Here is a 26,694-nt window from a genome sequence, read left to right on the forward strand (position 1 = left end):
GAGGAAGCTCGGACAGCAGGGGCGACGTCAACGGGTGACCAGCGGAGCTGCATCTGTTTAGCTCACCTCACGGCGTCACGCCTCACCCGTCACCAATAGCGTGGCCGCCATGGCAGGTCCATCCAGTGGCAGGGGCAGCGCCGACAGAGGACCCGAGGCCATGACAGGCCATCGGGAGGAGGCGTTCACGCCGAGCCAGCATCGCCAGCTGCTGGCCTGGCAGGCCGACCTGGCCAGGGCCGGCGGCTGGAGCGGCGACCTGCCCGTGGTGGTGCATGAACGCTGCTGGCTGCGCCTGCGGGCGGTGCCCGTGGGCCAGCTGGCCCGGCAGTGGCCGCCCGACTGCAGCGCTGAGGCGCCGGAGCTCAGCCGTTACCGCGAACGGCTGCAGGCCGGGGAAGACCCATGGCTGGCGGAGCTGCACTGCTGGGAGGAGTTCGGCCAGCTGGCCTGCCAGCAGGCCCTGCGCACCTACTGGCAGCAGCAGACCAGGAGCCCTGGCTGGACCCTCGCCACCTACCAGGCGCTGCTGGCCCGCTACCGCCAGCAGATGGAGCACAGTGCGCCGCGATCGCTGCCGCTGCTGCAGTTGGCGCGGCCCTACAGCCCCGAGCCGCATCGGCTCCTCTGGCTGAAACCTCCGCGCCCGTCGATGCGGCACACTTGCGCCTGACTGCTTAGATGGCCTTCATGGCTGACGAGACGAGCACGGCCCTGCCCCAGGGTGGCAGACCCGGCGGCAACCGTGAGCCCGGAGGGTTCCGGATCCGCCTGAGCGACAACGAAATGCGCGCGGCCCGGGCCGTGCAGGAGGCCTTCCGCCTGCGCTCAACCGTGGCCGTGCTCGGCTTCTGCCTGCGCACCGTGGCCCAGCTGCTCGAGGAAGGCAAACTCGACGCCCTGGTGAATGAGATGCGCAACCAGCCCGCCGCTGGCCGTCGCCCCGGCTCCGAGGGGCGCGGGCCCAGGCCCGAGCGGCAGGACCGCGTCGATCCCTTCGCGCGGCCGAGCAAGCCCAAACCCAGCCCAGTGGCCGCCGAGCCCGCTCCAGAACCCGTGAGCGCCGACACGGCCGACACCGACAGCAGCAATCCGGCCGATCCCGCAACCGCAGCAGAGGCTTCCAGCGCTGCGGCAGAGGCTGAAGAGCCCAGCGCCCAGGGGGGCTGAGCGCGATGGCACGGCCCCGGGTGCTCTCCGGCGTTCAGCCCACCGGGGGCCTGCACCTCGGCAACTGGCTCGGCGCCATCCGCAACTGGGTCGACCTGCAGGAGAGCCACGACACCTTCTTCTGTGTCGTGGACCTGCACGCGATCACGGTGCCCCACGATCCCGCCGCCCTGGCGGAGGCCACCCTGAGCACCGCCGCCCTCTATCTGGCCTGCGGCATCGACCCGGCCCGCTCGACCGTGTTCGTGCAGAGCCATGTGCGCGCCCACAGCGCCCTCTGCTGGCTGCTGAACTGCGTGACGCCGCTCAACTGGCTGGAGAGGATGATCCAGTTCAAGGAAAAGGCCGTGAAGCAGGGCGACCAGGTGTCGGCTGGGCTGCTCGACTACCCGGTGCTGATGGCGGCTGACATCCTTCTCTATGACGCCGATCTGGTGCCCGTGGGCGAAGACCAGAAGCAGCACCTGGAGCTGGCCCGCGACATTGCCCAGCAGCGCATCAACGCCCGCTTTGGCCCCCCGGGGCCCGACGGGGAGCGTCAGCCGGTGTTGAAGGTGCCCGAACCCCTGATCCTGCCTGAGGGGGCCCGGGTGATGAGCCTCAGCGACGGAAGCAGCAAGATGAGCAAGAGCGATCCCAACGAGGGCTCCCGCATCGCCCTGCTGGATCCGCCGGAGCTGATCAGCCGCAAGATCAAGCGCGCCAAGACCGATCCCACCCTGGGGCTGGAATTCGGCAACCCGGAGCGTCCCGAAGCCGACAACCTGCTGGGCCTCTATGCCCTGCTCAGCGACCAGAGCCGCGACGCCGCTGCCCTGGAATGCGCCGAGATGGGCTGGGGGCGCTTCAAGCCCCTGCTCACCGAGGCCCTGATCGGGGCGCTCAGCCCGGTGCAGGAGCGCTACCGCCAGTGGCGGGCCGACCCCACAGCCCTGGACCAGGTGCTCGCCGACGGCCGGGCCCGGGCAGACGCCGTGGCCGAGAGCACCCTGCAGCGGGTGGAGCACTGCCTGGGGTTCCTGCCGCCGCGGCGCTGAGACCTGCAGCCTGAGTCTTAACAGTCTCTGCAGAAATGATCAGGCCTGCTGATGCCTGGCCATGGGCCACCGCATCACGCCAGTCCATCGGCGCTGGCGACAAAACTGAGTAAAAGCACTTACACAGCAGGGGGCTGGGGACTGTCGCCATGGTCACACCATCAGCAGATGCACACGGCGGCGCCGCTGTCTACCCCCCAGCGGGTGGGGTCGCTGGAAACACCCCCTGATCAGCAAGGTATGGCGACTCGCCCAAGCCCTGCCTGACCACCCCCTTGTTCCAGAAGCTCTCCCGCAGGCCCCTGGCCGTCGCCCTGTGTCTGGCCGCCACGGTGCCCACCACCCTGGCCTCCTCGGCCGAGCTGCCTGGAGGCCCTGCACGGCTGGCGGCCCCGAGCCCCCAGCTGCCTGCCGCCACAAAGGTGGCCGTGCGCACCGCCAACGGCCCCTTCACGGTCACGCCAGAGCGGCGGGCCCTGCTCAACACCATCCGCTATGCCGAGGGCACCTGGAAGGGGGGGCGCGCCGAGGGCTACCGGGTTCTGTATGGCGGACAACTCTTCCAGGGCTTTCAACGCCACCCCGAAATCAGCGTGCGGCGGATGTACACCAGTGCTGCCGCAGGCGCCTACCAGTTTCTGCCCAGCACCTGGCACGAGGTGTCGCGCCGACTGGGGCTGCGCAGCTTCGAGCCCCACAACCAGGACCAGGCCGCCCTCTACCTGATCCAGCGCCGCCGCGCCCTGACCCGCTTCGACCGCCAGGGCCTCGACAGCGAGGTGATGGCGCGGCTGGCGCCCGAGTGGGCCTCGATCCCCTACCGCCATGGCGGCAGCTACTACGGCCAGCCGGTGAAGAGCCGCCAGGAGCTCAGCCGCTTCTACCAGGCTGCCCTGGGCGAGGCCCGGCGCAACGGCAGCAGCAGTGACTCCCGCGAGAACGCCAACCCGGCCTAGGGCTCGCGGTAGATCACCCGGCCGCGCTCGTCGTTGCCCACATCCAGAAGATGCCCGTGGAGCAGCCGCTCGATCTCGCTGCGCAGCTGCTCACTGCCGACCCCAGGCTGCCCCTCGAGGGCCAGCAGGGCATCGTTGAGAGTGAAGCCGGCAGTACCGTTCCGGCGGGCCAACTCAAGCAACTGGCGCTCGAGGGAGGCGCCCCTGGACCGCAGCAGGTGCACGGCATTGGCCTGCTCCACCACATCCGGTAGCAGCCACAGATCCACCAGCTGGCCGATGAAGCAGAGCCCGAAGGTGAACAGGTAGAGGGTGCCGCTGATCGGCCGGCGGCTGTAGAAGCGCTGGATGCCGCACACCCCCACCAGTCCCAGCGCCCAGAGCAGGTAGGCCACCCCGAGGTGGCGCGGCTGGGTGAGAGCCATCAGGCGGATGCCTCGGGGGGCGGCAGCAGAGCGGGCATGGCGGGGGGTTCGGGCCAGTCCATCGGCGGCAGGGCCACGCCACTGCGCCGCAGGCTGGCCGAAAGGGACCAGACCCGCAGCACCAGCTGGTGCCAGGGGGCCATGGCGTCGAGCCCGAGGGCCATCGGCACCGGAGCCGCCCGGCGCAGGCTGGCGGCGGCGGCCAGCTCGCGGCGGGCCTCGTCCAGCCGCTGGCGCAACTGCAGCCGCTCGGGCTCGGCCATCACCCGGTCGGGGCAGAGGTCAAGCAGCAGCTCGCCGCGGCTGAACCAGACCCCGAAATCGGCGAGCAGGGAGCCAAGCAGGTGCTCCAGCAGATCGGCCGCAGGCTCCTGGGGAGGTGGGGAGGCTGTCATGGGGCCCAGCCTAGAAGGGCTGCGTAGGATCGGCCTTCGCCGTTGACAGCTCCCGCCCGTGCCCGCTTCCGCGCCCCCGTCCCGTCCCCACCCGGAGGCAGTGGCCAGGCAGCAGCAGGGAACAGCCGAGCCGGTGGCCCTGCCCAGGACCAGCGAGAGCGAGCAACTGCTGCGCATCCGCCACTCGATGAGCCATGTGCTGGCCATGGCCGTGCAGCGGCTGTTCCCCAAGGCCCAGGTCACGATCGGCCCCTGGACCGAGAGCGGCTTCTACTACGACTTCGACCACCCGGAACCCTTCACCGAGGCCGATCTCAAGGCGATCAAGAAGGAGATGGGCAAGATCATCGGCCGCCGCTTGCCGCTGCAGCGGCTTGAGGTGAGCCGCGCCGAGGCCGAGGCGCGCATCCGGGCCCAGAACGAGCCCTACAAGCTGGAGATCCTGGCCTCGATCGAGGAGCCGATCAGCCTCTACACCCTCGGCGAGGAGTGGTGGGACCTCTGCGCCGGGCCCCACGTGGCCAACACCAGCGAGCTCAACCCCAAGGCCTTCGAGCTCGAGAGCGTGGCCGGGGCCTACTGGCGCGGCGACGAGACCAAGGCCCAGCTGCAGCGCATCTACGGCACCGCCTGGGAAACCCCCGAGCAGCTGGCCGAGCACAAGCGCCGCAAGGCCGAGGCCCTGCGCCGGGACCACCGCCGCCTCGGCACCGACCTGCACCTGTTCTCGATCGAGGACGAAGCCGGCGCCGGCCTGGTGTTCTGGCATCCCCGCGGTGCCCGCATGCGCCTCGAGATCGAGAACTTCTGGCGCGAGGCCCACTTCGCGGCCGGCTACGAGCTGCTTTACACACCCCACGTGGCCGATCTGGGCCTGTGGAAGACCTCCGGCCACCTCGACTTCTACAGCGAGAGCATGTTCGGGCCCATGCAGGTGGATGAGCGTCAGTACCAGCTCAAGCCGATGAACTGCCCCTTCCACGTGCTCACCTATGCCAGCACCCTGCGCAGCTACCGGGAGCTGCCGATCCGCTGGGCCGAGCTCGGCACGGTGTACCGCTACGAGCGGCCCGGGGTGATGCACGGGCTGATGCGGGTGCGGGGTTTCACCCAGGACGACGCCCACGTGTTCTGCCTGCCGGAGCAGATCAGCGACGAAATCCTGGCCATTCTCGATCTCACCGAGCAGATCCTCTCCACCTTCGACTTCCGCAGCTACGAGATCAACCTCTCCACCCGGCCCGCCAAGTCGATCGGTGAGAGCGCCGTGTGGGAGCTCGCCACCCAGGGCCTGGTGGAGGCCCTGGAGCGCAAGGGCTGGAACTACAAGGTGGATGAGGGCGGCGGTGCCTTCTACGGCCCCAAGATCGACCTCAAGATCGAAGATGCGATCGGAAGGATGTGGCAGTGCTCCACCATCCAGCTCGACTTCAACCTGCCGGAACGTTTTGATCTGCACTACGTGGCCGCCGACGGCAGCCGCCAGCGGCCGATCATGATTCACCGCGCCATCTTCGGATCGCTGGAGCGGTTCTTCGGGATCATGACCGAGAACTACGCCGGCGATTTCCCCTTCTGGCTGGCACCGGAACAGATCCGGCTGCTGCCCGTCACCGACGAGGTGCGCCCCTACGCGGCCTCGCTCAGCGAGCAGTTCCGCCGGGCGGGCATCCGCTGCAGCGTGGATGGCTCCGGCGACAGGCTCAACAAGCTGATCCGCACGGGCGAGCAGATGAAGATCCCCGTGCTGGGGGTGATCGGCGCCAAGGAGGTGGAAGCGGGTGCCATCAGCCTGCGCAGTCGCCGCGACGGCGATCTGGGCACGCTGGCGGCCAGCGATGTGCTGGCGGCAGCCCGGCAGGCCAACCAGCAGCGGGGGGCAGGTCTCGCTCTGGAAGTGGACGCTCTGGAGGCCGCAGCCCAGGCAGCCGGCGGCGACGGGACACCCCGCTGACCATGGCCGACGCGACGCAATGCCTCACGGTGCTGGCGGGCGACATCGGCGGCACCAAGACCCTGCTGGCCCTGTATGCCCTGTGCGGCCCCCGATTGGAGCTGCTGCGCAGTGAGCGCTACCCCTCGGCCGAGTGGCCCGATCTCGCCCCGATGGTGCAGGCCTTCCTGGGCAGCGACTCCCCTCCTGCCGCGGCCTGTTTCGCCGTGGCCGGACCGGTGCAGGGCGGGGAGGCCCATCTCACCAACCTGCCGTGGCAGCTCTGCGAGGCGGAACTCAGCCGGGACACCGGCATCGAGCGGGTGAACCTGGTGAACGACTTCGCCGTGCTGGTCTACGGCCTGCCGCATCTGGAGCCCCACCAGCAGGCTCCGGTGGTGGCGGGGCAGGCCGTGGCCGCTGAGCCGCTGCTGGTGCTGGGGGCGGGCACCGGCCTGGGGGTGGCGATCGGGCTGCCGGCGCGGGATGGAGCGGAGCTCACCGCCCTGGCCAGCGAGGCAGCCCATGGCGAGTTCGCGCCGCGCAGCGCCCAGGAGTGGGCGCTCAAGCAGTGGCTGCTGGCCAGCCTGGACCTCGAGCGCCTCTCGATCGAGCGGGTGGTGAGCGGCACCGGGCTGGGCCATGTGACCCGCTGGCTGCTGGACTCCCAGGACCCGGGCGGCGCCCATCCCCTCCAGACCCTGGCGGCCACACAGCCGGATGAGCTGCCCGCCGCCACCACCGCGGCAGCAGCCGAGGGCGATCCCCTGGCGACAGCGGCCCTGGAGGTGTGGCTGGGCGCCTACGGCAGTGTCTGCGGCGACCTGGCCCTCACCAGCCTCAGCCGGGGTGGCATCTGGCTGGCGGGGGGCACCGCCGCCAAGTTGCTGGAGCCCCTGCGGGGCAACACCTTCCGCGAGGCCTTCCTGGCCAAGGGGCGGTTGGGGCGGGTTCTGGCCAACATGCCGATCACGGCGGTGCTGGATCCCGCCATCGGCCAGTTCAGTGCCGCCTGCCGGGCCCGGATGCTGCTGGGCTGAGTCTCGAGGTCACCAACCAGCCCGGATGCCAGGCACGAACCAAACCGCCGCCGATGAACTGAGACACTGAGCCGAACCGAGGAAGCTTCGATGGCGCGCCCCCGCATCGGCCAGGGCGTGGTGGTGCATGTGCCAGCCACCACCGCAAATGTGGGGCCTGGATTCGACTGCCTCGGGGCGGCCCTCGACCTCGACAACGTGTTCGAGATGCGCTGCATCGCCGGCGGCAGCCAGCGCTTCGACCTGATCATCGAGGGCCCGGAGGGGGCCCACCTGCGCGGCGGGCCCGACAACCTCGTCTACCGCTCCGCCCAGCGGGTGTGGAAGGAAGCCTGTGAGGAGCCGGTGGGGCTGGAGGCCAGGGTGCGCCTGGCCGTGCCCCCCGCCCGCGGCCTGGGCAGCAGTGCCACGGCGATCGTGGCCGGCCTGATGGGCGCCAACGCCCTGGTGGGCGAGCCGCTCAGCAAGGAGAAGCTGCTGGAGCTGGCCATCGATATCGAGGGCCATCCCGACAATGTGGTGCCCTCCCTGGTGGGCGGGCTGTGCATGACGGCGAAGGCCGCCTCGCACCGCTGGCGGGTGGTGCGCTGCGAGTGGTCGGCGGAGGTGGTGGCCGTGGTGGCGATTCCGGCGGTGCGGCTCACCACCAGCGAGGCACGGCGGGCCATGCCCAAGGCGATCCCCGTGGCCGATGCGGTGACCAACCTCGGCGCCCTGACGCTGCTGCTGCAGGGGCTGCGCACCGGCAACGGCGATCTGATCACCGACGGCATGCACGACCGCCTGCACGAGCCCTACCGCTGGGGGCTGATCCCTGGGGGTCGCAAGGTGCGTGAGGCGGCCCTGGAGGCCGGGGCCTGGGGCTGCGTGATCAGCGGTGCCGGCCCGAGTCTGCTGGCGCTCTGCCGCCAGGAGGTGGCCGAAACGGTGAACCGGGCGATGGTGCGCACCTGGTACTACGCCGGCGTGGAGTCGCGGGCGGAGGTGCTGAGCGTGCAGCACCGCGGCAGTCACTGGCTGCCGCTGCCGGATCGGCCTGAGAACGCTGAGTAGTTCTACCCAGCCGCCTTGCTGCAACTGGTAAGTTGCTCCAGATCTTGACGGGACTCGGATGGACGGCTCTTTGGCGCTTGTGGCCGCGTCCATTCCGCAGACCCCCTGTTCCTCTCCTCCCCTGGGCCCCCTGGCCGCGGCCCTGCCCGACGCCCTGATGGCAGGCGGGCTGGCCGGTTTCCCCTGGCTCAGCCTGATCGTGCTGCTGCCGGCGGCTGTCGCCCTGGCGATGCCATTGCTGCCGGGGGACGGCAGCGATCCCCGTTGGCCCCGCAGCCTGGCCCTCGGCACCCTGGGGGTGGATCTGGTGCTGATGCTGGTGTGCTTCAGCCAGCACTTCGAGGGCTCCAGCGCCGAGCTGCAGCTGGTGGAGCGCGTCAGCTGGGTGCCGGCCCTCGGGCTGGAATGGTCGCTGGGGGCCGATGGCCTCTCGGCGCCCCTGGTGGTGCTCTCCGGCCTCGTCACCCTGCTGTCGGTGGCCGCCAGCTGGAACATCAACCGCAAGACGCGCCTCTATTTCGCCCTGATGCTGGTGCAGGCCTCAGCCCAGGGGCTGGTGTTCCTCTCCCAGGACTTCCTGCTGTTCTTCCTGGCCTGGGAACTGGAGCTGGTGCCGGTGTACCTGCTGATCGCCATCTGGGGCGGCCAGCAGCGCCAGTACGCCGCCACCAAGTTCATCCTCTACACCGCCACCGCCTCGCTGCTGATCCTGGTGAGCGGCCTGGCCCTGGCCTTCTACGGCGGCCCCTTCAGCTTCAACCTCAGCGAGATGGCCAGCCGCAGCCCCGGCGGGGTCTTCGGCCTGCTCTGCTACGTGGGCTTCCTGATCGGCTTCGGCGTGAAGCTGCCGATGTTCCCCCTGCACACCTGGCTGCCCGATGCCCATGGCGAGGCCAATGCGCCGGTGTCGATGCTGCTGGCCGGGGTGCTGCTGAAGATGGGCGGCTATGCCCTGCTGCGCTTCAACGTGCAGATGCTGCCGGAGGCCCACCTCACCCTGGCGCCGGCCCTGATCGTGCTCGGCATCGTCAACATCGTCTACGGCGCCCTCAACGCCTTCGCCCAGGACAACGTCAAGCGCCGGATCGCCTGCAGCTCCGTGAGCCACATGGGCTTCGTGCTGGTGGGGATCGGCGCCATTGACGCCCTCGGCATGAGTGGCGCCATGTTGCAGATGATCAGCCATGGCCTGATCGCCGCCGCCATGTTCTTCGTGACCGGCGTGTTCTACGAGCGCACCAAGACCCTCTCGATTCCCAACATGGGCGGCCTGGCCAAGGCCCTGCCGATCACCTTCGCCTTCTTCCTGGCAAGCTCCCTGGCCTCCCTGGCTCTGCCGGGCATGAGCGGCTTCGTGAGCGAGATCACGGTGTTTCTGGGGGTCACCGCCAACGACGGCTTCACGATCGGCTTCCGGGTGATCACCATCGTGCTGGCCGCCGTGGGGCTGGTGCTCACGCCGGTGTATCTGCTCAGCCTCTGCCGGCGCGTGTTCTTCGGGCCCAGGATCCCGGCCCTGGCCGTGGTGGGCGACATGAATCCACGCGAACTGCTGATCGGCCTCACCCTGCTGGTGCCCACCCTGGTGATCGGCTTCTGGCCGCGGGTGGCGATCGATCTCTACGAGGCCAGCACCAATGGCCTCTCCAGCCAGCTGGCCAGCGTCACGGCCATCACCCTGGGCAGGATCCCCGCCCTCGGCTGAACCACGGCCCACCGCATCGATCGGCTGAAATAGGCCCAGCTGAACCGCGCTGATGGGCCACGCCACCGCCACCCTGCCGTTGCTCGAGGGCCAGGGATTGCCTGCCTTCGCCCAGATCACCGCCGATCAGGTGGCCACGGCGATTCCGCTGCTGCTGGAGCAGTTGCACAGCGAGCTCAGTGCCCTCGAGACCAACCTGGAGCAGCAGCTCAGCGACCCGAACGCTCCCCTGGCCTGGGAGGCGGTGATGGAGCCCCTGCAGCGGCTGGGCGAGAGGCTGCGCTGGAGCTGGGGAGCGGTGAGCCATCTCAACGGCGTGTGCAACAGCCCTGAGCTGCGCGAGGCCTACCAGCAACAGCAGGGGGCCGTGGTGGCCTTCGGCAGCCGGGCCGGCCAGAGCCAGGTGCTCTACCGGGCCCTGGAGCGGTTGGCCGGCAGCGCGCTCGATGCCGTGCAGCGGCGCATCCTCGAGGCCGAGCGCCGCGACATGCAGCTGCGCGGGGTGGGGCTGGAGGGTACCGAGCAGGAGGCCTTCAATGCCGCCACCGCCGAGCTGGCCAGTCTCGCCAACGACTTCGGCAACCACGTGCTCGACGCCACCAACAACTGGAGCCTCAGCCTCAGCAGCGAGGCCGACCTGGCTGGTCTGCCCCCGAGCCTGAGGGAGCTGCTGGCCCAGGCCGCCCGCGAGGCCGGCGAAGAGGGCTGGCGCATGGGGCTCGACATGCCCAGGGCCATGCCCTTCCTGAAGTTCAGCCAGCGGCGCGACCTGCGCGAAACGGTCTACCGGGCCCAGGTGAACCGCGCCTCCAGCGGCGACCTCGACAACCGGCCCCTGATCGAGCGGATCCTGACCCTCAAGCGGCAGCAGGCCCAGCGCCTGGGCTACGGCTCCTGGGCGGAGGTGAGCCTGGCCACCAAGATGGCCGGCTCGGTGGCCGAGGTGGAGCAACTGCTGGAGGAGCTGCGCGCGGCAGCCCTGCCGGCTGCCCAGCGGGAGATCGAGGAGCTGCGCGCCTGCGCCCGTCGCCATGGCGCCCCGGAGGCCGAGGATCTGCAGCCCTGGGACGTGAGCCACTGGGCCGAAGTGCTGCGGCGGGAGACCTTTGAGCTGGATGCCGAGGCCCTGCGCCCCTGGTTCCCCCTGGAGCAGGTGCTGCAGGGGCTGTTCGGCCTCTGCCAGCGCCTGTTCGACATCCGCATCGTGAGCACGGAGGGGGAGGCGCCCCTGTGGCACCCGGATGTGCGCTACTTCCGTGTGCTCAGCGGCAGCAGCGGCGACGAGCTGGCCGGCTTCTACCTCGATCCCTACAGCCGACCGGGCAGCAAGCGCGGCGGCGCCTGGATGGATGAGTGCCTGGGCCGCTCCCGCAGCCCCGAGGGCACGCCGGTGTTGCCGGTGGCCTATCTGATCTGCAACCAGAGCCCGCCGGTGGGCAGCACTCCCAGCCTGATGACCTTCGACGAAGTGGAAACGCTCTTCCACGAGTTCGGCCATGGCCTGCAGCACATGCTCACCACGGTGGAGCGTCCCCAGGCGGCCGGCATCAACAACGTGGAGTGGGATGCGGTGGAACTGCCCAGCCAGTTCATGGAGAACTGGTGCTACGACCGCGCCACCCTGATGGGCATGGCCCGCCACTGGCAGAGCGGTGAACCGTTGCCCGAGGCGGAATACCACAAACTGCTGGCGGCACGCACCTTCATGGGCGGCAGCGCCACCCTGCGTCAGGTGCACTTCGCCCTCACCGACCTGCGGCTGCACAGCCAGTGGACCCCCGGCTGCGGCCAGACCCCTGACCAGCTGCGCCGCGACATCGCCCGCACCACCACGGTGCTGGAGCCGATCGCCGAAGACGCCTTTCTCTGCGCCTTCAGCCACATCTTCGCCGGCGGTTACGCGGCCGGCTACTACTCCTACAAGTGGGCCGAGGTGCTCAGCGCCGATGCCTTCAGCGCCTTCGAGGAGGTGGGTCTGGAGCAGGAGGACGCGATCGTGGCCACCGGCCGCCGCTTCCGCGACACCGTGCTCAGCCTGGGCGGCAGCCGCTCCCCCAGCGAAGTGTTCGAGGCCTTCCGCGGCCGCCAGCCCAGCAGTGAAGCCCTGATCCGGCATTCGGGGCTGGCGGCGGCCAACGCCTGAGCCGGCGAGACGCCCCACCGGGGCTTGCCCGAAAGACCCCACTGGGCAGGATGGGGCCATGCTCCCCCCCCAGCCCCAGCTGCAGCGCCTGGCCCAGCGCTTCGCGATTCCAGGCACGGTCACCAGCGTGGCGCCCCTGGGCAACGGCAATGTCAACGACACCTACCTGGTGGAGACCTCAGCCGCGCAGCGCTTCGTGCTGCAGCGGCTCAACACCGCCGTGTTTCGCCAGCCCGAGCTGGTGATGGCCAACATCGTGGCCCTGAACCGGCACATGGCCAGGCGGGCAGGCGCCGGGGGAGCCGGCGCTGAGCGGCAGGATCGGCCCTGGCAGCTGCCCGAGGCGATCCCGTTGCGCCAGGCGGAGCCACCAGAGCCCCAGGCCGGTGGCGGCAGCCATCACCTCACGGAGCCGAGCGGCAGCTGGCGGCTGCTGAGCTACGTGGAGGGGGCCACCACCCACGACACCGTGCTCGATCTCGCCCATGCGGCCGAGGTGGGGCGGGCCCTGGGCCGCTTCCACGCCCAGATCCACGACCTCCCCTGCGAGCAGCTGGCCGACACCCTGGAGGGGTTCCACATCACCCCGGCTTACCTGAGCCAGTACACCGCCGTGTGCCGGCAGGCCCTGGCCGAGCGGTCAGCCGCGGGGCTGGATCGGGCCGAGCAGGAGTGCGTGGCCTTCGTGGAGCAGCGCCAGGGCCAGGCGGCGGTGCTGGAGGAGGCCAAGGCCCGGGGACTGCTGCAGCTACGGCCGATCCACGGTGACCCCAAGGTGAACAACGTGATGCTGGACGCCGGCAGCGGCCGCGCCGTGGCCCTGGTGGACCTGGACACGGTGAAGCCCGGCCTGGTGCACTACGACATCGGCGACTGCCTGCGCTCCGGCTGCAACCCCGCCGGCGAGGAGACCAGCGACCTCCAGGCGGTGGTGTTCGATCTGGAGCGCTGCGGAGCGATGCTCGGCGGCTACCTGGAGCAGGCCAGGGCCTTCCTCACACCAGCGGATTTCGATCACCTCTACGCGGCGATGCGGCTGATCAGCTTCGAGCTGGGTCTGCGCTTCTTCACCGACCACCTGGCTGGGGACCGCTATTTCAAGGTGACCCATCGGGGCCACAACCTGCAGCGGGCCAGGGTGCAGTTCCGGCTCACCGAGAGCATCGAGGCCCAGGAGGCCGAGATCCGTGCCCTGGTGGAGGCCCTGCGCTGATGGCCCGCCATCCGTTTGAGCTCGTCCCCTTCCCGGACCCAACGCCTACAGACTCCACGGCCTCGGGCCCCACGACCGCGCTCACCAACCCCAAGCTGACGATCCAGGGCCAGCTGAGCCTCGATCCCCGGGAGCAGGGCGGGCCCGCACTGGAGCTGCTGATCGAGCTCACCACCGCAGCCGGTCACCCCGGCCTCGAAGCGCTGCTGATTCCAGAAGCGCAGGCCACCCCTGGCGCCCCCCGGCGCGACGGACTGTGGGAGCACACCTGCCTGGAGTGCTTCGTGGCACCGGCAGGCCAGCCCAGCTATCTGGAGTTCAACCTCTGCCCGGACGGGGCCTGGAACGTCTACGCCCTGGAGGGCTACCGCCAGGGGCTCAAACCCGCCGCCGGCTTCGACGCGCTGCCGTTCGACTGCCAGCGCAGCGCCTCAGCCCTGAGCCTCAGCCTGCGCTGCCAGCTGCCCGAGGCCTGGGCCACGGCCACGGCCTTCGACTGGCAGGTGAGCGCCGTGCTGGAGCAGCGCGGTGGCCTGCTCAGCTACTGGGCCCTGCGCCATCCCGCCGGCGCCGCCGACTTCCACGCCAGGCCGCAGTGGACCCAGGCGAGCCCCCTCTGAGATGACCCACGCTGCAGCTGGCCAAGGCCTGGGCGGCCGCTTCGGGATCGTGGTGGTGCACCGCTCCGCCAGTCCTTATCTGGCGGTGTGCCTGCAGCAGGCGCGGCGCTGCAACCCCGGCGTGCCGATCGTGCTGGCGGGCGATGCCAGCAACGAGGCCCTGGCGGTGGATCGCTTCGTGGCCATCGACGCCCTGCCCCGCTCCGACGCGCATCGCCGCTTTCTGCAGGACTACCGCCACCACAGCCCCTCCCAGAGCCTCGAGTGGGAGCGCTTCTGCATTGAGCGCTGGTTCGTGCTGCTGGCCGTGATGGAACGGGAAGGGCTCGACCAGGTGCTGGCCCTCGATTCGGATGTGCTGCTGTTCTGCGATGCCCGGCAGGAGGCCCTGCGCTGCAGCCGCTATGCCGTGGCCCTCAGCCACTGGGATGAGCAGCGGGCCCTACCCCACTGCACCTACATCCAGGCCCGCGCCGCCCTGGAGGAGTTCTGCCGTGAGGTGAGCCGCACCTACGCCAGCGGCAGCCGCCTGGCCGAGCTGATGGCGCGCAACAGCAAACAGCATGGCCGCCACTGGATCTCCGACATGTCGCTGTGGCGGGCCTGGTGCCGCAGCACCGGCCACGCCGTGCTGATCCGCGAGCGCCTGCCGGCGGATGACGCCCTCTACGACAGCTGCATCGAGCATGTGCGCGGCTTTGAGGCGGTGAGGCCGCTGCCGCTGCTGGTGCGCCCCTGGAAACGGCTGGTGTTCGAGCAGGGCCAGGCCTATGGGTTCCGCAGGGCCAATGGCCAGCGGGTGCGGCTGCTCTGCGTGCACTACCACGGTCGCTTCAAGGTGCTGATGGCACGCCATGCCCGGGGGCAGCGCGATGGGCTGCTGGCGGGGCTGCTGCTGCTGCGCCTCAAGCTGGCCGACCTGCCCCGGAAGCTGGCCCGCCTGCTGGGCAGCCGCCTGCGGCGGCCGCCGGCGCTCAGGAGGGATCGCTCCGCACCTGCTCCCTGATCAGCGCCACCGAGGCCTCCACGGCCTGGCGCGAGAGCACCAGCATCCGCGCCTGGCTGGCGGCGATCGCCTCAAGGGGACAGGCCTCGATGCAGCCCTGCATCAGCGCCAGCAGGCTGTCGGGCGTGAGATCTTCGGCTGCAAACAGCAGCGGCCAGCTGATGCGGCCCAGCACCTCGGTGAGCTTGCCGCCGCCGGCGATCTGGTCCACGGCGATCACCGGCACGCCAGCCGCCAGGCCCAGCAGGGAGCCGTGCAGGCGGGTGGTGAGCACCAGGTCCACCGCCGCGAACTGGGCCTCGATGCGCTCCCGTGGATTGGTGGCCGAGAGCACGGTGTCGATCGGCTGCACCAGCCCTGGCTGGCGCTCCAGCACCTCGGTGAACAGCGCCTCCACGGCCGCAGAGCGATCGCGACCGAGGCCGTAATCCTTCTGGCGACCGCGCAGACAGAGGCCGATGCGGGCCTCGGCCAGGCTGGCGGGCCGGGAGCGCTCCAGGGGAGGCTCACAGTGGCTGATGGCCAGATCGAAGCGGCCAGGGTTGACGCCCTCTCCTGCGCCTGGGCTGCCAGGGGCCTCCGCGCCGTCGCGGGCCACCACGCCATCGAGTTGGCGGTTGAGGGGCTGCTGGCTCTGCAGCAGCGACACGCCGGCGGCCAGCTTGCGCGTGTGACCACTGGCCGCCAGCAGGCGCCGCATGCGCTTGGTCTGCACCAGGGGGCCGCAGACGAACACCAGGGTGCTGAGCTGGGGAGCCAGGGCCGAGGGATCCGGGGTGGGTCGATGGGCCGGGCCCGCATGGCTGGGGTGGGACAGCACGCTGTGCTCAATCCCGGCCCGGGTGAGGGCCGCCGAGAGGTTGTCCACCGCCAGCAGATCCCCCAGGGTGGCGCCGCGGGGCCAGCTGCCCCACCAGATCTGGGCGATCGGTCCGCAGCCCTGGGGTTGCAGCCAGGGCAGGCCTTGCAGCCAGGGCAGGCCTTGCAGCCAGGCCTGCCCCCGCAGCCAGTGGCCGAGGCGATCAGCCATGGGGGAACCCCGCAGCTCCAGATGCGCTCTCAGCGGCGGCGGGCCAGCGGCGCTGGCGCCGCACGGCCACCTGGCCGCCGAAGCCGGGCACCGGCGGCGAGCACTTGCGCAACTCCAGCTGGATCGGCACGGCGCCATAGAGCTGCTCAGCCCGCTCGAGGATGCGCTCGCTGAACTGCTCCAGAGTGAGGCAGACCGTGGCGCGGGCCAGCTGCTGCAGGGCCGTGATCAGGAGGCTGTAGTCGAGGCTGGCGGCCAGGTCGTCCTCGCGGGCGGCCCGGCTCAGGTCAGCCGCCAGGGTGAGGTCAAGCTCAAACCACTGGCCCAGCTGCCGCTCCTGCTCCAGCACTCCCACGTGGGCCCACAGCCGCAGGCCGCGGACCAGGATCTGATCGCTATAGACGTCTGCTGCCCTCGCCTCTGCGCTCACAGCGGCAGTGGCCTGTGGCTGAATTGCCGCTCGCCACTGGCGTAGTCGGCGGCGGTCTGCCCCTGGCCGCGCAGCCGGTAGCGGTAGGTGATCAGGCCCTCCAGTCCCACCGGCCCCCGGGGCGGCAGGGTCTGGGTGCTGATGCCCACCTCGGCGCCGAAGCCGTAGCGGAAGCCATCGGCGAAGCGGGTGCTGCAGTTCAGAAACACACCGGCGCTGTCGACACCGGCCAGGAAGCGGTCGGCGGCCTGCTCGTCGGCGGTGCAGATGGCCTCGGTGTGACGGGAGCCGTAGCGGCTGATGTGCTCCAGGGCGCCATCGAGGTCTTCCACCACCTTCACCGCCAGGATCAGATCGGAGTACTCGCAGCCCCAGTCGTCCTCGCTGGCCGCCACGGCCACTCCGAGGGCCTGGCTGGCCGCATCGCCACGCAGCTCCACCCCGGCTGCCGCAAAGGCCGGCAGCGCCAGCGGCAAGAACCGGTCCGCAATCGCCTGGTGCACCAGCAGGGTTTCAATCGCGTTGCAAGCGGCTGGGTAATGGGTTTTGGCATCCAGGGCCACCCGCAGGCTCAGCGCGCAGTCGGCGGCCGCATCCACGTAGAGATGGCAGACACCGTCGGCGTGGCCCAGCACCGGAATGCGGGTGTTGTCCTGGATGAACCGCACCAGGGCGTTCGAGCCCCGGGGAATGATCAGGTCCACCAGCCCATCGAGTTTCAGCAGGGCCAGACTTTCCTCACGACTGGTCAGCAGGGCCAGGGCCTCGGGCGCCACGGCACTGCGGGCCAGGCCCTCCTGCAGGGCGTCGAGGATGGCGGCACAGCTGCGGCTGGCCTCGCGGCCGCCCTTGAGGATGGCGCCGTTGCCGGAGCGGATCGCCAGTGAGGCGATCTGCATCACCGCATCGGGGCGCGCCTCGAAGATCACGCCCAGCACGCCGAGGGGCACGGTGATCCGCTCCAGCACCAAGCCCTGATCAAGCTCGGTGTGCAGCTGACGCTGGCCGAGGGGGTCGGGCAGCGCCGCCACCTGCCGCACCCCCTCAATGGCAGCCTCGAGCTTGGCCGCATCGAGCTTCAGCCGGGCCACGAGCGCCGGCGCCAGCTGATCGGCGGCGGCGGCCTCCAGATCGGCGGCATTGGCGGCCAGGATCGCCTGCCGGGAAGCCTGCAGCGCCTCCGCCATCGCCAGCACCGCCTGCTGGCGCTGCCGATCGGAGCACTGGCCCAGGTCCATGGCACTGCGCCGCACCGTGACCGCCCGCTGCAGCAGCTCAGGGCTGGGATCGGGAACAGCTACAGCTGCGGGCGAAGCAGCACGGGCCGAATCAGCCGTGGACGAATCAGCCGTGGACGAGGCCGCAGGAGAGCTGGAGACGATGGAGGTCATGGCTCCATCATCTCAATCCGCCGGGCTGCAGCCGCTCGAAGGCCAGGCGCGCCGCCCCCAGCCGGCCGGCGCCGTTGCCCAGGGCACAGCGTTCAATGCGCAGATCGTGGCGGCTCACGGCCAGCACCCGCTCCTGAACCTGCTCCCACACCGCCGGCAGAAAGTGGTGGCTGGCGCCGCTGAGGCCGCCACCGAGCAACACCAGCTCCGGGGTGAGCACATAGAGCAGGGAGCAGAGACCGATGCCGAGCAGGCGCCCATAGCGGTGCCATACCGCCAGGGCCTCGGCATCGCCGGCGTCGGCCAGACGGCAGAGCTCCCGCGGATCAAGCGGGCTCAGACGGCCCAGACCGGCAATGCTGCAATAGCTCTCCAGGGATCCCCGGTTGCCGCTTTTGCAGGGCGGGCCATCGGGCTGCAGGCCGATCAGGCCGGGCTCGGCGGCCGCGCCGGCGTGCCCGGTGAACAGCCGCCCGCCCAGCAGCACCGCCCCCCCCACCCCCGTGCCGAGGGTGAGCAGCAACACGTCGGCAGCACCGCGGGCGGCGCCGTGCCAGAGCTCACCGATGGCGGCACAGTTGGCGTCGTTGGCCAGGGTCACGGGACGCTGCAGCAGCGGCTCCAGCCAGTCGGCCAGGGGCACATCCCGCCAGCCGGGCAGGTTGATGGCAATGCTGGCGCGGCGGCAGGAGCGGTCGCTGGGCCCCGGATGACCGATGCCCACCCGCTCGGCCAGCCGTTGCGGATCCAGCGCTTCCACCGCCTCCTGGATCGCCATCGTCACGGCGCCGGGCATGGCCGGCTGGGGGGTGGGGCAGACGGCCTCGGCCAGCAGGTCGCCAGCCTCGCTGAAGCGGCCCAGCTTGATGGCACTGCCGCCCAGATCCACCCCGATCGCCTGCCGTCCGGAGCCCGCCATCTCAGAAGCGCAGGAACACCTGCAGCTGGCCTTGCCACACCCCCTGGGTGTCGACGGATCCCTGCAGGTTGATCAGATCGCTGGCCTTGTAGTTGAGGTTGAGCTGGGGGGCCACGTCACTGCGGTTCGGGGCCGCGAGTACCGAGGCGTTGAAGCGCTCATTGATGTCGAGGCCGATCTCGGAGCCCAGCACCAGCTGGGGGGGCACCTGCTGGGAGCGACGCTCGGAGCGGCTGCTGAGGGTGGGGGTCACGTAGGCGGGGTAGAGGGCGAAGCTGAGCCGCTGATCGAAGGCGTCGCTGAGGTTACCGAGCAGGGGGGCGAGCAGGGTCTGGCCCAACACCGTGGCCAGGGCGGCGCCGGCCCCGCCTTCGGTGAGGCCCGCCAGGGAGTTGCCGCCGATCAGGGCCAGCAGCCGGTCCTGGGGCAGCGGCGGGCTGCTGCGCAGCTCGAGCGTGTCGGCAAGCCGATCGGCCGGCCCGCTCACGGACAGAAACACCCGCACCAGGTTGAGCTGATCGAGGGTGCCGGCGCCCCCCTGGGTTTCGAGCTCCGCCAGCGAAGGCCCCAGGGAGCCGCTTCCCAGGCCACCCACCTGGAGGGTGTCGGACACCCGGGTGCGCAGGGCCACATCCACGAAGGGGATCAGCCCTGCCGAGGGCGTGAACACCGCCACGTTGGGGGCCTCGGGGTCGAGGCTGAAGGTGGTGGTGAACAGAGTGAGGCGGCCACGCTTGAGCCGCACCACCCCCCGCGCCTCCAGGCTGGGATCCAGCCGGCCGTTGATGCGCAGCATCCCCTCGGAGGCAAAGCTGGCCAGGTTGGGCACCACCACGGTGAGGTCCGGGCCGAGGCTGAGGCGCAGATCGTCGAAACCGATCACGCTCGCGGCGGGCAGCAGGTCGCGCAGGTTGGCGCTCGCCCGGCTTTCCACGCCAGGCCCCAGCAGGTCCAGAGCTCTGCTGAAGTCCCAGTTCTGGAGCGCCTCACGCGACACCGTCGTGGTGCTGTCACCAGCTGCCGGCGCCGCACCCTCCGGCTGCACATTGATCGTGCCCTTGGACATGCTCAGGTCGCCGCCGATGTCCAGGGCCGCCAGGCTGCCTGACACCAGCAGGGAACCGGCCGCCACGGCCTTCACCCGCGGCAGGGCGAAGGGCACGTCCGTGAGCTCCAGACTGAGCTGGGAGGGCTCACCGTCCTCCATGACAGCTGGCTCCAGCAGGCCAAGGCTGCCACTGCCGCTGATGCTCCCCTGCGGGCCCACCTGGGCGGTGAACTCCTGCAGGAACAGCTGTTCGAAGTCGAAGAGCACGGTGGCCTGGAGGTTCTCCACCTTCTGGCCCACCAGGGTGAGCGCGGCATCGCGGAAGCGCAGAAAGCCGTTGGCGATCGGATCGTCGAGGCTGCCGCGCACCAGCAGCTGCAGGTCGCCGCCTCCCGCGTTCCACTCCAGCTCCGGGCGGGCCAGCTCGGTGAGGAAGCGCAGGCCGTCGTCGCGGCTGGCCAGGCGCAGCTCCAGCCCCTCCCTGGCTGGATTGAGCGGCACCTGGCCCGCCAGTTCGACGTTGCTCTCCGCCCCCTCGGCGCGCAGAGCCAGATCCACGTTGAGCACGTCCCCAGCCACGGCCACCGCGCCGCGCTCGAGCAGCAGGGGCGCCTCTCCGAGAGCCCCATCCTCCAGGGCGAAGTCCAGGCTGAGTTCCGGATCAGCGCCGCCCAGGCTGTAACGCCCTTGAGCGGCGATCCGGCCCCGCAGAGTCTCGGGCACGGGCGTGAGCAGGGCCACCAGGGCCAGGGGCAGGCCGGAGAGCGAGAGCTGGCCCTGGCCCATGCGGAAGGGGCCCTGCAACGTCACCTGCACGGGCTCGCTGGTGAGGGCCAGGTCCTGGTCCTGACCCGGCAGCCAGAGGTGGGCCCTGATGGAGAGGTCGGCGCGGGTGTCCACCAGCCTGGGGCCGGTGAGCGTGGCATCGAGGTCGAAGCGTCCCGCCAGCTTCTCCAGCCGTTGGGCCACGGTGAGGCCGCTGAGCGGATCGCGGCGGGCCCCCTGCAGGGCCGTGCGCGCCAGCTCAAGGGCCGCCAGCTGGCCATCCAGACTGCCGCCCAGGGTGTCGATCAGGAAGGTGCCGAGATCTGACGCCGTGCCCCTGGCCAGCTGGCCCTCGCCCTGCCACAGCGGCCAGGCCTCCAGGAGCTGGCGCACCAGCGGATCCCGCAGTTCCCGCCCCGTGACCGTGGCCTGGAAGGGGCCCTTCCAGCGGCCACTCCAGTCGATCGCGACTCCGCCTCCACTGAGCGGCACCACATCGACGCGAGCCTGATAGCGGCGCTCGGTGTAGCGGCCGGAAATGCTGGCCTCCTCGGCCCAGACACCGAGTAACACCGGCCGATCCAGGCTGGCCTGGCCGCTGAAGGCGAGGGGTTGCAGTTCCAGTTCCCCCGCGCCGCTGAGGGCTCCCTTCAGCGGTTGGCGCTGGCTGCGGGGCCCCAGGGTGAGCATCACGCCATCGAGGGGGAAGGCGTCGGCGGTCCAGCGGTACAGCCGCGGCGACCCCCTCAGGGCCAGGGCCCCACCACTGCGCCGCAACAGCACCGACTCGGGCACCCAGCGGCGATCCAGGCTCGCCTCCAGCGTGGCCGGCTCGGTGGTTCCCACGGCGCGCATCGCCAGCCGCCCGCCTCCTGCGGCGTTGCCGAACCAGTCGCCAGACCACGTTTCCGACACCCGCAGGGGGCCGGCTCCCGGGCTGGACACGGTCAGGGCGAAGTCCGGGGTCAGGCCTGTGAGCGGGCCGCGGATGCTGCCGGAGGCATTGAGCACCCCTTCGAGGTCGGTGCCCACGGCGGCGCTGAGCTTCGGCAGCGGGAAATCGCTGATCGCCAGGCGCAGATCCAGGGGGCCGGGGCGCAGCGGCTGACCGGGATTGAAACGCAGTGGCAGGCTGCCGCTGGCCGTGAGGTGGGCACTGCGCAGCCTCTCCAGGCGCAGCTGCTCGCCATTCCAGCGCAGCAGCCCGTTCCAGGAGCCGATCACGGGGTTGCTGGCCTGGCTCAGGGCAGCCTCCACCTGGGGCCTGGGCCAGCTGCCGCGCACCTGGAGCTGGCCCCGCAACGCCTCGCCCAGCAGCCCCGGCGGCGTGCCCTGGGTCTGGGGTAACTCGCTGGGCAGCAGCTGCCAGGAGCCGTCGAGCTGCAGGCGTTTGCCCAGCTCGCCCCGCACCCGCAGCCAGGAATTGAGGCGGAGCACTTCCAGGGTGTCGAGGGCGAGTTGCTGGCGCTGCCAGCGGGCCTGCAGACCGACGCGGCCATCGAAGTCACCCCAGCGCCAGCTGGTGGCCGGCAGCGAGATCAGCTGACCCCTGCAGCGCAGGCGGGGCTCCCTGAGGCTCAGCGGCGGGTTGGAGCCCGGGGCCTGCCACTGCACCCGTTGCAGCTGCAGCTCCCCCTCGCACTGGGGCCCCCCATCCCGCCAGGAGAACGTGAGCCGGCCGCTGCCATCGCCCTTGAGGGAGCCGGGTAATCCCAGGAACCGGGCAGGCAGCTGCAGCGGAAACCCCTGGCTCAGCAGCTGGGCTTTGGCGCTCTGCTTGCCCCAGTTGCCCTCCCCCACCAACCGCAGGCTGCCGTCTTGACCGGCGGCGGGGCCGGAGGGCCGCACCAGCGCCCGCAGTTTGATCGTCTCAAGGTGCAGCTTCAGGTCGGCACTGCCCTCCACCTGCAGGCTCACGCCAGCGGGGGCGACGTTCAGCTGGGCGGGCTGCTCCAGCCGCAGCCGCAGGTCCAGCCGCGGCGGTTCGGCGTTCGGATCATCGGGCGGCAGCACCCAGTAGCGCCCCTGGGCATTGCGGCGCAGGTTGGCCTCCAGACCGACCAGCCCGAGTTGGAGCACGGGCCGGCGCAGCCGCAGGCTGGCCAGGGGGTCCAGGCTCAGCGACAGCTGGCGCACGTCCAGGGTGGAGGCGTCGTCGGGGCCGGGCAGCACCCGGCTGGGACCCAGCGTCAATCCCGACCAGCCCAGGCCGCGGTAGGGGCCGAGCTGAAGGGGGTGACCCAGGGCCCGGCCGAGGGTCGACTCCAGGCGTGGCTGCACGCGGCGGTAGACCCCCGCCAGCAGCGCATCGGCGGAGCCGATCGCCACCCCGGTGGCCGCCATCGTGGCCACGGAAGCCAGCAGCAGGGGGGTCGGCCGCCCCACGCGCAGAGGCCTCTTCCCAACTGGCTGATCGTCAGCCTGGCTGGCCTTGTCTGCCGCCTCTGAATGCTCCTCCCCAGGGTTCTGATCCGGCACCACCGCCATTCCCCCGGGGATGCCATCGCGCTGTGCGGGCGCAATATAACGGCGTTGCCCAGCCCCCTCCAGCCCCATGTCCACCGACCCGATCCTGTTCAGCGCGGGGGAGTGGCTCGGCGCCGCCAGCGGGGTTCTGGCCCTGCTGACCATCGCCGGCTTCCTGCAGCGCTGGGGCATCCGCTTCCGGCTGGTTGGCATCACCAGCTTCACCGCCTTGCTGGCCCTCTCCTGCCTGGCCTTCGCGATCAGCTACCGCCCCCGGGTCACCGTGCCGGGCGCCCTGGCCGTGCCGGTGGTGTACGACAACGGCGGGGATCTGGTGATCGCCACCGCCAGCGCGGACTTCCCCCTGGAGGCGGCGCTGCCGAGCGTGGAGCAGGTGGCCCTGAACCTGCGCAACAGCGGCCGCAGCACCCCCACGGGCCTGGTGCACGTGCGGCTGCGCCGGGTCGAGGCGATCGGCCCCGGGCTGAACGCGCCTGTGGTGCTGGCGGAAGCCACGCGCAACCTCAACACCGGCACAGTGGAGATCGACCCTGGCTGAGCGCGACGCCAGCCCCCAGGGGGAGCCCCGCTGGAGCCTGCCGCCCCACTTCGCGCGGGAGGAGCGCCAGCTCAGCGCCGCCGGCATCGGCAGCTGGAGCGGGCTGGCCGGGCTCGACGACACCGCCCTGAGGCGACTGGGCAGGGCCGGTGGGGCCAGTGAAGCGCGCCTGATCCGCCTGCGCGGCCAGGCGCGGCTGGTGATCGACGTGGGCCTGGAGCCTGCCGAAGCCGCCCTGCTGCTGTACGCCGGCGTGCCCGATCGGCGCGCCCTGGCAGAGGCCGACCCCCAGCGGCTGCTGGTGCAGATGGGCCGCCTGCAGCGCAGCCTCACCGGCCTGGCAGCCCCGATGCTGAGCCTGGCCCGCTTGAGGCAGTGGATCCAGCGGGCCCGGGATCGCCGCACCAGAAACTGACCCCAGCCAGGGGAGTGACCGCCTCACCCCCTTTCAAATGGTGGGGAGCCGGGAAATCTCCAGATCCATGGCCGTGTCCAACTTGAACCAGTCCTTCTCCCTCACCCGCCAGCCCTGGTATCGCCGTGCAGCGCCGGCGGTGGCTCTGCTGCTGGCGGCCCTGGCCCTGGTGCCGCCGCTGCTGAGCCAACCCGCCCGCAGCCAGTCCCAGCTGCTCGAGAGCGTCAAGCGCAATCCAGCCAAGGCCAAGAAGCTCTGTGCCCAGCTGCGCCAGATGAATGCCGATGGCGTGTCGTACACCAGCCGCAAGGCCACCCGGGTGATCGCCACACAGGAAAACCTCAGCCCCGGCGATGCCGAGGTGCTCACCACCTACGTGGTGGGCCTCCATTGCCCCGACGTCCGCTGAGTGGTCCCCCAGGCTGAGGGCTCGGGTCCGCCTTCTCCCCAGGACCACTGGCTCACCTGCCGGGATGGCGTGCGGCTGGTGAGCCGGATCTGGGAACCGGAGGGGGAGGGCCCCTGGCCCGTGCTGTTGATGCGCCAGCCCTACGGCCGCGCCATCGCCTCCACGGTGACCTACGCCCATCCCAGCTGGTATGCCAGCCACGGCTTCCTGGTGGTGGTGCAGGACGTGCGGGGCCGGGGCGATTCGGAGGGGGACTTCGCCGGCTTCGCCCAGGAGGCCCGCGATGGCACAGACACGTTGCGGTGGGCCAGGCAGCTGCCTGGCAGCAACGGCCGTCTTGGTTGCTATGGCTTCTCCTACCAGGGATTGGCTCAGCTGCTGCTGGACGCTGACGGCCCCCTGCCGGACTGCCTGGCTCCCGCCATGGCCGGACTCGATGAGCGCCTGCACTGGGCCAGCAGCGGCGGCGCTCACTGGTGGGCCCTCGGCCTTGGCTGGGGCCTGCAGCTGGCGGCCGAGCGCCTGCGTCGCCGCGGCGACAGCCAGGGCTGGCTCGAGATCCGCGGCGCCCTCGACAGCGGCCAGTTTCTGAGCACGGGCCCGGAGCTGATGCAGCGCCACGACCCGGGCGGCATGGCCCTGCGCTGGTTGCGCAGCGATGCGGGCGAACCCACCGCCTGGAGCCGCCACAGCCCGCCGGATGCCCTCTGGCGCCAGCCGATGCTGCTGATCGGCGGCTGGCACGACCCCCATCTCTCAGGAGTGCTGGATCTCTGGCAGCAGGCCCGCCGTCGAGGCGGCCAGCCCCTGTTGCGCCTCGGCGCCTGGAGCCATTTGCGCTGGGACGGTGGCCTCGATGGGCTGCAACTGCGCTTTTTCCGCCACCACCTCCAGGACGCTCCCCTGGAGCCCACTGGGACGCCTGCCGTGGAGGCCGCCCAGGACCTGGCCCAGGCTGTGGCCCTCCAGGACTGCCGCGGAGGCCCCTGGCTGCGGGGCCGGAGCGAAGCGCCAGGTGGACGGGAGCAGACCCCTGGGCCTCGCAGCTGGGCGCTCGGCAGTGCCGGGCTGGCTGCCGTGGACCCGCAGGAGGGCTGGCTGGCGGCCAGCGCCCCTGGCGACGGTGGCGGTGGCGGTGGCGGGGCCCGGCCGCGTCAGCCCGTGAGCTGGGTGCACGATCCCTGGCGGCCGGTGCCGGGGCGGGGTGGGCATCTCGGCCTCGATGCCGGCCTCTGCGAGCGCAGCGACCTGGATCGGCGCACCGACGTGGCCTGCTTCAGCTCCACCCCCCTGGAGGCCCCTGAGCTGATCGCCGGCTGGCCGCGGCTGGAGCTGCAGGTTGCCGCCGATCAGGACGGTTTCGACCTCTGCGCCGCCCTGTCGGTGCTGGAGCGCAGCGGGGCGGTGCGCCAGCTCTGTACCGGCGTGCTGCGCCAACGGGGCCCCCACTGCCGCCAGGTCCGCTGCCTGACCCTGCACCTGCAGCCCCTCTGGACCCGCCTGGAGCCGGGGGAGCGGCTGCGGCTGTCCCTGGCTGGAGCGGCCTGGCCCCAGCTGGCCGTGAACCCGGGAACGGGGGATCAACCCTGGGGCGGCGCAGACAGCCGCCACCGGGTGATCACCTACTGGCTGGCCACGGCGGAGTCCAGGCTGACCATCGCACCCTTCGCCTGGACAGAAGCTGGGGCAAACTGTGGCCATTGATCCCAGCGCTGCTGATGCGGTTTTCCCTGCCGTCGGGCTCCCCGCGTTCCTTGCCGCTCCTGCCGGCCAGGGCCCTCACCCTCGCTGCGGGCCTCCTGCTGCTCTCCGGCACGCCCCCCCTGCTCCCTCAGCCGGCCCTGGCCGATGCTGCCGCGGCCGCGGCTGAAGCGACCAACGGGCTCACGGTGGAGGAGGCCCGCGCGGCGGCGAACCGGATCCTGAAGGCGGTGCAGAGCCGCGATCCCAACCTCCGCTTTGCCCAGTTCTCCGAAGAGCTCAAGGCCATCAGCAGCCCCCAGATGGTGGCGGAAACGATGCGCACTCAGCCGGATCTGCTGAGCTGGACCCTGCTCAGCGTGCGCGGCGGTCTGGCCTCCACCACCGTGGAGGCCAGCCTCACCACCAGTGATGGGGTACGCGACCTGTTCATCGTGCTCAACCCCGAGGGCGAGCTCACCGGCTACCACTTCGACCTCACCGATGCCAAGGCCAGCCGCGTGGCAGCGGACTTCGTGCGCTCCCTCAGCAGGGGGCATTTCATCAGTGCCCGCAGCTTCCTCTCCCTGCCGCTGCAGGAGGAGCTCACCACGGCCACGCTCCAATCGCGCTGGATGCAACTGCAGCGGAGCACCGGCAACTTCGTGCGGGTGGTGCGGGTGATCGAGGCCAGCCAATCCGACGACAGTCAGCTGGTGCTGGTCAACACGGAGTTCAACCGCCTCACCGACAACCTCTTCGTGATCCTCAACAGCAACAACGAGATCACGGGCGTGGATTTTCCCCAGGATCCCAACCCCCCGCAGAAAGCCCCGGCTCCAGCCCGCTGAAGCCAGCCCGGCTGCAGGTCCTTGAGGGCGGATCG

Annotated in this window: 24 protein-coding genes; 17 read left to right on the forward strand and 7 right to left on the reverse strand. The window is 70.8% G+C overall.

Going from position 1 to position 26,694, the window contains the following annotated elements:
* Positions 1-109: 109 nt before the first annotated feature.
* The 4 genes from CyaNS01_RS07350 to CyaNS01_RS07365 all read left to right on the forward strand — a co-directional run bounded on the left by CyaNS01_RS07350 (position 110) and on the right by CyaNS01_RS07365 (position 3,163).
* Positions 110-673: a hypothetical protein gene (locus CyaNS01_RS07350; RefSeq protein WP_186696525.1), complete on the forward strand. Its 564-nt coding sequence runs from the start codon at positions 110-112 to the stop codon at positions 671-673.
* 17 nt (positions 674-690) lie between these two features.
* The gene (locus CyaNS01_RS07355; RefSeq protein ID WP_186696526.1) at positions 691-1,170 is read left to right on the forward strand and encodes a hypothetical protein; all 480 of its coding nucleotides are present in this window, start codon (positions 691-693) and stop codon (positions 1,168-1,170) included.
* Positions 1,171-1,175: 5 nt separating this feature from the next.
* Positions 1,176-2,207: a tryptophan--tRNA ligase gene (trpS, locus tag CyaNS01_RS07360; RefSeq protein WP_186696527.1), complete on the forward strand. Its 1,032-nt coding sequence runs from the start codon at positions 1,176-1,178 to the stop codon at positions 2,205-2,207.
* 275 nt (positions 2,208-2,482) lie between these two features.
* A complete protein-coding gene (locus CyaNS01_RS07365) occupies positions 2,483-3,163 on the forward strand; it encodes a glycoside hydrolase family protein (RefSeq protein ID WP_225875551.1) in 681 nt (226 codons plus the stop codon).
* Here the strand turns inward: CyaNS01_RS07365 and CyaNS01_RS07370 are convergent.
* Positions 3,160-3,588 carry a TM2 domain-containing protein gene (locus CyaNS01_RS07370; RefSeq protein WP_186696528.1) on the reverse strand — a complete coding sequence of 143 codons (429 nt, stop codon included), beginning with the start codon at positions 3,586-3,588 and terminating at the stop codon, positions 3,160-3,162. The two genes, CyaNS01_RS07365 and CyaNS01_RS07370, sit on opposite strands and share 4 nt — an antisense overlap.
* A complete protein-coding gene (locus tag CyaNS01_RS07375; protein WP_186696529.1) occupies positions 3,588-3,983 on the reverse strand; it encodes a DUF2605 family protein in 396 nt (131 codons plus the stop codon). Before CyaNS01_RS07375 ends, CyaNS01_RS07370 begins: the two co-directional genes overlap by 1 nt.
* A 187-nt stretch (positions 3,984-4,170) precedes the next feature.
* On the opposite strand from CyaNS01_RS07375, the gene thrS reads away from it, so the two are divergent.
* The 8 genes from thrS (at position 4,171) to CyaNS01_RS07415 (ending at position 14,696) form a co-directional block, all read left to right on the forward strand.
* Entirely contained in the window at positions 4,171-5,937 is a 1,767-nt protein-coding gene (gene thrS, locus CyaNS01_RS07380) for a threonine--tRNA ligase (RefSeq protein ID WP_222934219.1), read from the forward strand.
* 2 nt (positions 5,938-5,939) lie between these two features.
* Positions 5,940-6,956 carry a glucokinase gene (locus tag CyaNS01_RS07385; protein ID WP_186696530.1) on the forward strand — a complete coding sequence of 339 codons (1,017 nt, stop codon included), beginning with the start codon at positions 5,940-5,942 and terminating at the stop codon, positions 6,954-6,956.
* A 90-nt stretch (positions 6,957-7,046) separates the two neighbouring features.
* Positions 7,047-8,009 carry a homoserine kinase gene (gene thrB, locus CyaNS01_RS07390; protein ID WP_186696531.1) on the forward strand — a complete coding sequence of 321 codons (963 nt, stop codon included), beginning with the start codon at positions 7,047-7,049 and terminating at the stop codon, positions 8,007-8,009.
* 130 nt (positions 8,010-8,139) lie between these two features.
* On the forward strand, positions 8,140-9,714 hold the full coding sequence (locus CyaNS01_RS07395) for an NAD(P)H-quinone oxidoreductase subunit 4 (RefSeq protein WP_370561803.1): 1,575 nt from the start codon (positions 8,140-8,142) through the stop codon (positions 9,712-9,714).
* Between the two features lie 52 nt (positions 9,715-9,766).
* A complete protein-coding gene (locus CyaNS01_RS07400) occupies positions 9,767-11,857 on the forward strand; it encodes a M3 family metallopeptidase (protein WP_186696532.1) in 2,091 nt (696 codons plus the stop codon).
* Between the two features lie 58 nt (positions 11,858-11,915).
* Positions 11,916-13,070 carry a phosphotransferase enzyme family protein gene (locus tag CyaNS01_RS07405; RefSeq protein ID WP_186696533.1) on the forward strand — a complete coding sequence of 385 codons (1,155 nt, stop codon included), beginning with the start codon at positions 11,916-11,918 and terminating at the stop codon, positions 13,068-13,070.
* Positions 13,070-13,690, forward strand: coding sequence for a DOMON-like domain-containing protein (locus CyaNS01_RS07410; RefSeq protein ID WP_186696534.1), 621 nt, complete (start codon positions 13,070-13,072; stop codon positions 13,688-13,690). The genes CyaNS01_RS07405 and CyaNS01_RS07410 overlap by 1 nt, the downstream gene beginning before the upstream one ends.
* A 1-nt stretch (position 13,691) precedes the next feature.
* Positions 13,692-14,696 (forward strand): hypothetical protein, encoded by a 1,005-nt coding sequence (locus tag CyaNS01_RS07415; protein WP_186696535.1) that lies wholly within the window; start codon positions 13,692-13,694, stop codon positions 14,694-14,696.
* Here the strand turns inward: CyaNS01_RS07415 and CyaNS01_RS07420 are convergent.
* The 5 genes from CyaNS01_RS07420 to CyaNS01_RS07440 are packed head-to-tail and all read right to left on the reverse strand — an operon-like array spanning position 14,665 to position 22,664.
* Positions 14,665-15,726, reverse strand: a complete 1,062-nt coding sequence (locus CyaNS01_RS07420; RefSeq protein WP_186696536.1) for a polysaccharide pyruvyl transferase family protein — start codon at positions 15,724-15,726, stop codon at positions 14,665-14,667. The genes CyaNS01_RS07415 and CyaNS01_RS07420 overlap by 32 nt on opposite strands.
* Positions 15,719-16,156 carry a dihydroneopterin aldolase gene (gene folB, locus CyaNS01_RS07425; protein ID WP_186696537.1) on the reverse strand — a complete coding sequence of 146 codons (438 nt, stop codon included), beginning with the start codon at positions 16,154-16,156 and terminating at the stop codon, positions 15,719-15,721. Before folB ends, CyaNS01_RS07420 begins: the two co-directional genes overlap by 8 nt.
* Positions 16,153-17,547 carry a glutamate-5-semialdehyde dehydrogenase gene (locus CyaNS01_RS07430; RefSeq protein WP_186696538.1) on the reverse strand — a complete coding sequence of 465 codons (1,395 nt, stop codon included), beginning with the start codon at positions 17,545-17,547 and terminating at the stop codon, positions 16,153-16,155. The genes folB and CyaNS01_RS07430 overlap by 4 nt, the downstream gene beginning before the upstream one ends.
* A gap of 7 nt (positions 17,548-17,554) precedes the next feature.
* Complete coding sequence (locus CyaNS01_RS07435) at positions 17,555-18,466, reverse strand: ROK family protein (protein ID WP_186696539.1); 912 nt, start codon at positions 18,464-18,466, stop codon at positions 17,555-17,557.
* A gap of 1 nt (position 18,467) precedes the next feature.
* Positions 18,468-22,664: a translocation/assembly module TamB domain-containing protein gene (locus CyaNS01_RS07440; RefSeq protein WP_186696540.1), complete on the reverse strand. Its 4,197-nt coding sequence runs from the start codon at positions 22,662-22,664 to the stop codon at positions 18,468-18,470.
* Positions 22,665-22,833: 169 nt separating this feature from the next.
* Here CyaNS01_RS07440 and CyaNS01_RS07445 point away from each other — a divergent pair, with 169 nt between their 5' ends.
* The 5 genes from CyaNS01_RS07445 (at position 22,834) to CyaNS01_RS07465 (ending at position 26,659) form a co-directional block, all read left to right on the forward strand.
* Positions 22,834-23,304: a Ycf51 family protein gene (locus CyaNS01_RS07445; RefSeq protein WP_186696541.1), complete on the forward strand. Its 471-nt coding sequence runs from the start codon at positions 22,834-22,836 to the stop codon at positions 23,302-23,304.
* A 103-nt stretch (positions 23,305-23,407) separates the two neighbouring features.
* A complete protein-coding gene (locus CyaNS01_RS07450) occupies positions 23,408-23,719 on the forward strand; it encodes a DUF4332 domain-containing protein (RefSeq protein ID WP_370561806.1) in 312 nt (103 codons plus the stop codon).
* Positions 23,720-23,786: 67 nt separating this feature from the next.
* Positions 23,787-24,128 carry a hypothetical protein gene (locus CyaNS01_RS07455; RefSeq protein WP_225875552.1) on the forward strand — a complete coding sequence of 114 codons (342 nt, stop codon included), beginning with the start codon at positions 23,787-23,789 and terminating at the stop codon, positions 24,126-24,128.
* Complete coding sequence (locus CyaNS01_RS07460) at positions 24,129-25,832, forward strand: CocE/NonD family hydrolase (RefSeq protein WP_225875553.1); 1,704 nt, start codon at positions 24,129-24,131, stop codon at positions 25,830-25,832.
* Between the two features lie 14 nt (positions 25,833-25,846).
* On the forward strand, positions 25,847-26,659 hold the full coding sequence (locus tag CyaNS01_RS07465) for a DUF3887 domain-containing protein (RefSeq protein WP_225875554.1): 813 nt from the start codon (positions 25,847-25,849) through the stop codon (positions 26,657-26,659).
* Positions 26,660-26,694 lie beyond the last annotated feature (35 nt).

Source organism: Cyanobium sp. NS01, from assembly GCF_014280235.1.
Classification (GTDB): domain Bacteria; phylum Cyanobacteriota; class Cyanobacteriia; order PCC-6307; family Cyanobiaceae; genus NIES-981.

What these genes read in the sequence shown, in the direction of transcription:
- trpS (WP_186696527.1), top strand. Translation starts at nt 1,176, where the DNA reads ATGGCACGGCCCCGGGTGCTCTCCGGCGTTCAGCCCACCGGGGGCCTG.
- CyaNS01_RS07420 (WP_186696536.1), bottom strand. Translation starts at nt 15,726, where the DNA reads ATGGCTGATCGCCTCGGCCACTGGCTGCGGGGGCAGGCCTGGCTGCAA.
- CyaNS01_RS07375 (WP_186696529.1), bottom strand. Translation starts at nt 3,983, where the DNA reads ATGACAGCCTCCCCACCTCCCCAGGAGCCTGCGGCCGATCTGCTGGAG.
- CyaNS01_RS07385 (WP_186696530.1), top strand. Translation starts at nt 5,940, where the DNA reads ATGGCCGACGCGACGCAATGCCTCACGGTGCTGGCGGGCGACATCGGC.
- CyaNS01_RS07465 (WP_225875554.1), top strand. Translation starts at nt 25,847, where the DNA reads ATGCGGTTTTCCCTGCCGTCGGGCTCCCCGCGTTCCTTGCCGCTCCTG.
- thrS (WP_222934219.1), top strand. Translation starts at nt 4,171, where the DNA reads ATGAGCCATGTGCTGGCCATGGCCGTGCAGCGGCTGTTCCCCAAGGCC.
- CyaNS01_RS07445 (WP_186696541.1), top strand. Translation starts at nt 22,834, where the DNA reads ATGTCCACCGACCCGATCCTGTTCAGCGCGGGGGAGTGGCTCGGCGCC.
- CyaNS01_RS07405 (WP_186696533.1), top strand. Translation starts at nt 11,916, where the DNA reads ATGCTCCCCCCCCAGCCCCAGCTGCAGCGCCTGGCCCAGCGCTTCGCG.
- CyaNS01_RS07410 (WP_186696534.1), top strand. Translation starts at nt 13,070, where the DNA reads ATGGCCCGCCATCCGTTTGAGCTCGTCCCCTTCCCGGACCCAACGCCT.
- CyaNS01_RS07400 (WP_186696532.1), top strand. Translation starts at nt 9,767, where the DNA reads ATGGGCCACGCCACCGCCACCCTGCCGTTGCTCGAGGGCCAGGGATTG.
- CyaNS01_RS07430 (WP_186696538.1), bottom strand. Translation starts at nt 17,547, where the DNA reads ATGACCTCCATCGTCTCCAGCTCTCCTGCGGCCTCGTCCACGGCTGAT.
- CyaNS01_RS07415 (WP_186696535.1), top strand. Translation starts at nt 13,692, where the DNA reads ATGACCCACGCTGCAGCTGGCCAAGGCCTGGGCGGCCGCTTCGGGATC.
- CyaNS01_RS07455 (WP_225875552.1), top strand. Translation starts at nt 23,787, where the DNA reads ATGGCCGTGTCCAACTTGAACCAGTCCTTCTCCCTCACCCGCCAGCCC.
- CyaNS01_RS07350 (WP_186696525.1), top strand. Translation starts at nt 110, where the DNA reads ATGGCAGGTCCATCCAGTGGCAGGGGCAGCGCCGACAGAGGACCCGAG.
- CyaNS01_RS07355 (WP_186696526.1), top strand. Translation starts at nt 691, where the DNA reads ATGGCTGACGAGACGAGCACGGCCCTGCCCCAGGGTGGCAGACCCGGC.
- thrB (WP_186696531.1), top strand. Translation starts at nt 7,047, where the DNA reads ATGGCGCGCCCCCGCATCGGCCAGGGCGTGGTGGTGCATGTGCCAGCC.
- CyaNS01_RS07370 (WP_186696528.1), bottom strand. Translation starts at nt 3,588, where the DNA reads ATGGCTCTCACCCAGCCGCGCCACCTCGGGGTGGCCTACCTGCTCTGG.
- CyaNS01_RS07435 (WP_186696539.1), bottom strand. Translation starts at nt 18,466, where the DNA reads ATGGCGGGCTCCGGACGGCAGGCGATCGGGGTGGATCTGGGCGGCAGT.